Here is a 3372-nt window from a genome sequence, read left to right on the forward strand (position 1 = left end):
CAAGATAGGCCGGGACCTGTCCGAGCGCCCGCCAGCCCGCGAGCGCGGCGACGTCCGTGGTACGCCGCTGCGGCGCAGTACGACCGCCGCGCCGCGCGCGGAACCCGATGAACTCATTCCGTAGGTCCTGGAGCTCACCTACCGGGCGTGCGAAATCGCAGGACGCCCCTTGGGAGGCCCTTTACCCAGTCGGCCGAGCTTCGATCATGGATGCGTCGCGCCGCTCTCCTGGCTCGGCCTCCTGTTCGGCTGCGATGGCCACATCGTGGGCGCCTCGCCCAGGGCCCTGCGACCGACCTGCTTCAGGTTCGACATCGCGGTCTCGCCACGGGTCGCGGCTTTGAGGATTTTCGAGGCGACGTGCGTGCGAGCGGTGGTCTCACGGCGGCAAACGTTCTGGCAGACCTCCTCGAGAACTGCGGGCAGCAGCGCGGTGGTTTCGGCATCGAAGATCGGAGATCTCCCCCAGCGATGCAGCCATGACGCCTAGAATTTCCCAACCTGAGATTCACGCAAGTTATGGCGACCAAAAATCCGCAGGGCGACTAAAGCCGACCGAAATGAGGTGGCCCCGATTCTTGGGGGCTGGGGCTTGGCCGCGCCAGGATGGAGCTCGCTCGTGTCGCGCGTGAGAACGATCCAACTTGCTTGATCCTTTACGTGTCCGGAGATAGCGCGCATCGGTGGTCCGTCAAGGGCGTGCCGCAAAGCGTCATGTTGGCCAAACCCTTTGGGCCCGTGCAATCGGTGGAGGCCACGTCAGGTCTCCTCACCCGCCTGCGTTCGTTCCCATCCTAGAAAAACGAATGCGCTGCGGCCACTTTGGCCCTAAGCTGCCTCAAAATAATAATCCACGCCCCACGCGAAAGGGTGGTCTAGGTGTCCGTCGAATTCCGAAATAACGTGCAGGTCCGCGGCCGCGGTGAGCGGGCCATGATGTTCGCCCACGGCTTCGGGTGCGACCAGAACATGTGGCGCTTCGTGGCGCCGCCGTTCGAGTCGGATTTCACCACGGTGCTATTCGACCACGTCGGAGCCGGCCGTTCGGACCTCACCGCTTACGACCATCGAAAGTATTCGACGCTGTCCGGCTACGCCGATGACGTCGTCGAGATCGGCCGCTCGCTGCGCCTGAAGGATGCCGTATTCGTGGGGCATTCCGTCAGTGCGATGATCGGAGTGCTTGCCGCGGTCAACGATCCGACACTCTTCGAAAGCTTGGTGCTGGTGGGGCCTTCGGCGCGCTACATCGACGATGGCGACTATGTCGGTGGCTTCAGCGCGCAGCAGATCGAAGAGCTTCTTTCGTTTCTGGAGGAGAACCACATGGGATGGTCGGCGCAGATGGCTCCTGCCATCATGGGCAACCCCGACCGGCCTGAGCTTGGCGCGGAACTAACCAACAGCTTCTGCCGTACTGACCCCGCCATCGCCAAGGAATTCGCCCGGGTCACCTTCCTCTCCGACAACCGCGCAGACCTGTCCAAGGTCAAAGCGCGCACGCTGATTCTCCAGTGCAGCGAAGACATCATCGCTGGGCAGCAGGTCGGTGCATACGTCCAACGCAACATCCCGAATAGCGAACTGGTCGTTCTGAAGGCGACCGGCCACTGCCCGAACCTGAGCGCCCCCAAAGAGGTCGTCGCCGCAATCCGAGATTTCGTCTGAGTGAATAACAATCATCCTGCCGATACCGATTTCGAAGACCTCTACGAAAACGCGCCCTGCGGGTACCTCTCCGTTCGTCCGGATGGCCGCATCGATCGTGCCAATCGGACTCTTGCGGACTGGACGGGCTACGCGCCAGATGACCTGCCCGGGATGCGGCTGAGCGATCTCCTGAACATGGCGGGGCGCATATTCCTGGAGACGCACGTGGCTCCGTTGTTGCGCATGCAGGGCTTCTTCGACGAGTTCGCGCTCGATCTCCTTACCAAGAGTGGTGCACGGTTGCCGGCGATCGCCAACGCCCGTGAGCGGCGGACCGATGCCGATGCGCTCCTGTTCACGCGTCTTACGATCATGCGGGCTGCCGACCGGCGCCGGTTTGAGCGCGGGCTGATCGACGCCCGAAAGGAAAGCGAGGAGCTCAAGACGGCTCTGGAAGAGCGCCTGCGACAGGAGCGTGAAAATGCCGAACTGCGCGAGCAGTTCATCGCCGTCCTCGGCCATGACCTGCGTAATCCGCTCGCATCGATCGCGGCCGGCGCACGTCTGATGCTCAAGGCCGAGACGCCGGAGGACGCGCTCCGGCTCGAGGCCATGATGCAGAGCAGCGTGGGCCGCATGGCCAAAATGATCGAAAGCGTCATGGACCTGGCTCGGGGCCGCCTCGGGGGAGGAATTTCGCTGTCGAAGGCCATCACCGCCATCGAGCCCGTGCTCGACCACGTCGTGGCGGAACTGGCCGCGGCCCATCCGGATCGCAGCATCGAGACTCATTTCGAGGTCGAGACACCGTTCTACTGCGATCCGGCCCGCATCGCCCAGTTGCTCTCTAACTTGCTCGGCAATGCAATCAGTCACGGGGCACCGGACCGGCCTGTGCGTGTCGATTCAAGTGCCGGCGGAGGACACTTCGAGCTCTCGGTGGCTAACAGCGGGGTGGCCATTCCGGAAGAGGCGCGCAAGCGCCTGTTTCAGCCGTTCTATCGGGGAGAGGCGCACGGGCCCTCGCAAGGGCTCGGACTTGGCCTCTACATCGCAGCCGAGATTGCCAGGGCCCATAGTGGCTCGATCGAGGTTACTTCGTCCGAAGCGGAGACCAGGTTCACGTTCCGCATGCCGCTCCAATGGGAGGGGGCGCTGCGCCCCTAGCCGTCAGGAGCGGTCGCACCGCGAGAAGACTGGGCCAGCCCGCCTAGGCGGCGCGAATAGCCCGGAGTACCAGGCCCTCTGCAGCTGATTGGCCCCTGCTTAGCGAGGACGGTGACTTCGGCGCTTTGGGGGCGTCCGGCGCAGACAGGCGATGCTCAGCAATCAGACAGACACTCCGGGCAGGTATCGCCGATGGAGCCAAGGACGCCGTGGATCTCGGCGGCGGCCTGCGCCGGGGACGAACTCTCGGGCGGATCGCGCCTGGCGATATCGAAGGCCCGTTCGCGCGCGTGCGGATCGGCGCGGTCCTTCGCCCAGCCGTGCTCCTCGCATTCGTGGATGGCGCCGGCCATCACGCAGCCTGCGCTGAACCTGCTAATGTACCGACTCCAGGGGCGCGTCTACGACCACACGGTTAAGCAGCAGGCCTGCTCGAAAGGGGAAACCTAAACCGCGCCCGAAGAAGGAGCGCCCCAATTTGCCATTGTCCTTGCGGAAGTCAGCGATCGTCTTGAAATCCGGCGTCAGCTGACCGGTCAACCAAATCATCTCGAT

4 protein-coding genes are annotated in these 3372 nt (G+C 63.7%); 2 read left to right on the plus strand and 2 right to left on the minus strand.

What is annotated here, in order from left to right; genetic code table 11:
* Positions 1-879: 879 nt before the first annotated feature.
* Positions 880-1668, plus strand: a complete 789-nt coding sequence (locus AC0L2O_RS35995; protein WP_027520179.1) for an alpha/beta fold hydrolase — start codon at positions 880-882, stop codon at positions 1666-1668.
* Positions 1669-2817, plus strand: a complete 1149-nt coding sequence (locus AC0L2O_RS36000) for a PAS domain-containing sensor histidine kinase (RefSeq protein ID WP_027520180.1) — start codon at positions 1669-1671, stop codon at positions 2815-2817.
* A 155-nt stretch (positions 2818-2972) separates the two neighbouring features.
* On the opposite strand, the gene AC0L2O_RS36005 is transcribed toward AC0L2O_RS36000, so the two are convergent.
* Entirely contained in the window at positions 2973-3197 is a 225-nt protein-coding gene (locus tag AC0L2O_RS36005; RefSeq protein ID WP_051448451.1) for a hypothetical protein, read from the minus strand.
* The coding region (locus AC0L2O_RS36010) for a hypothetical protein (RefSeq protein WP_473373097.1) at positions 3193-3372 on the minus strand (180 nt) is incomplete at its 5' end. The genes AC0L2O_RS36010 and AC0L2O_RS36005, both read right to left, overlap by 5 nt.

Source organism: Bradyrhizobium sp. Kon10, from assembly GCF_055807395.1.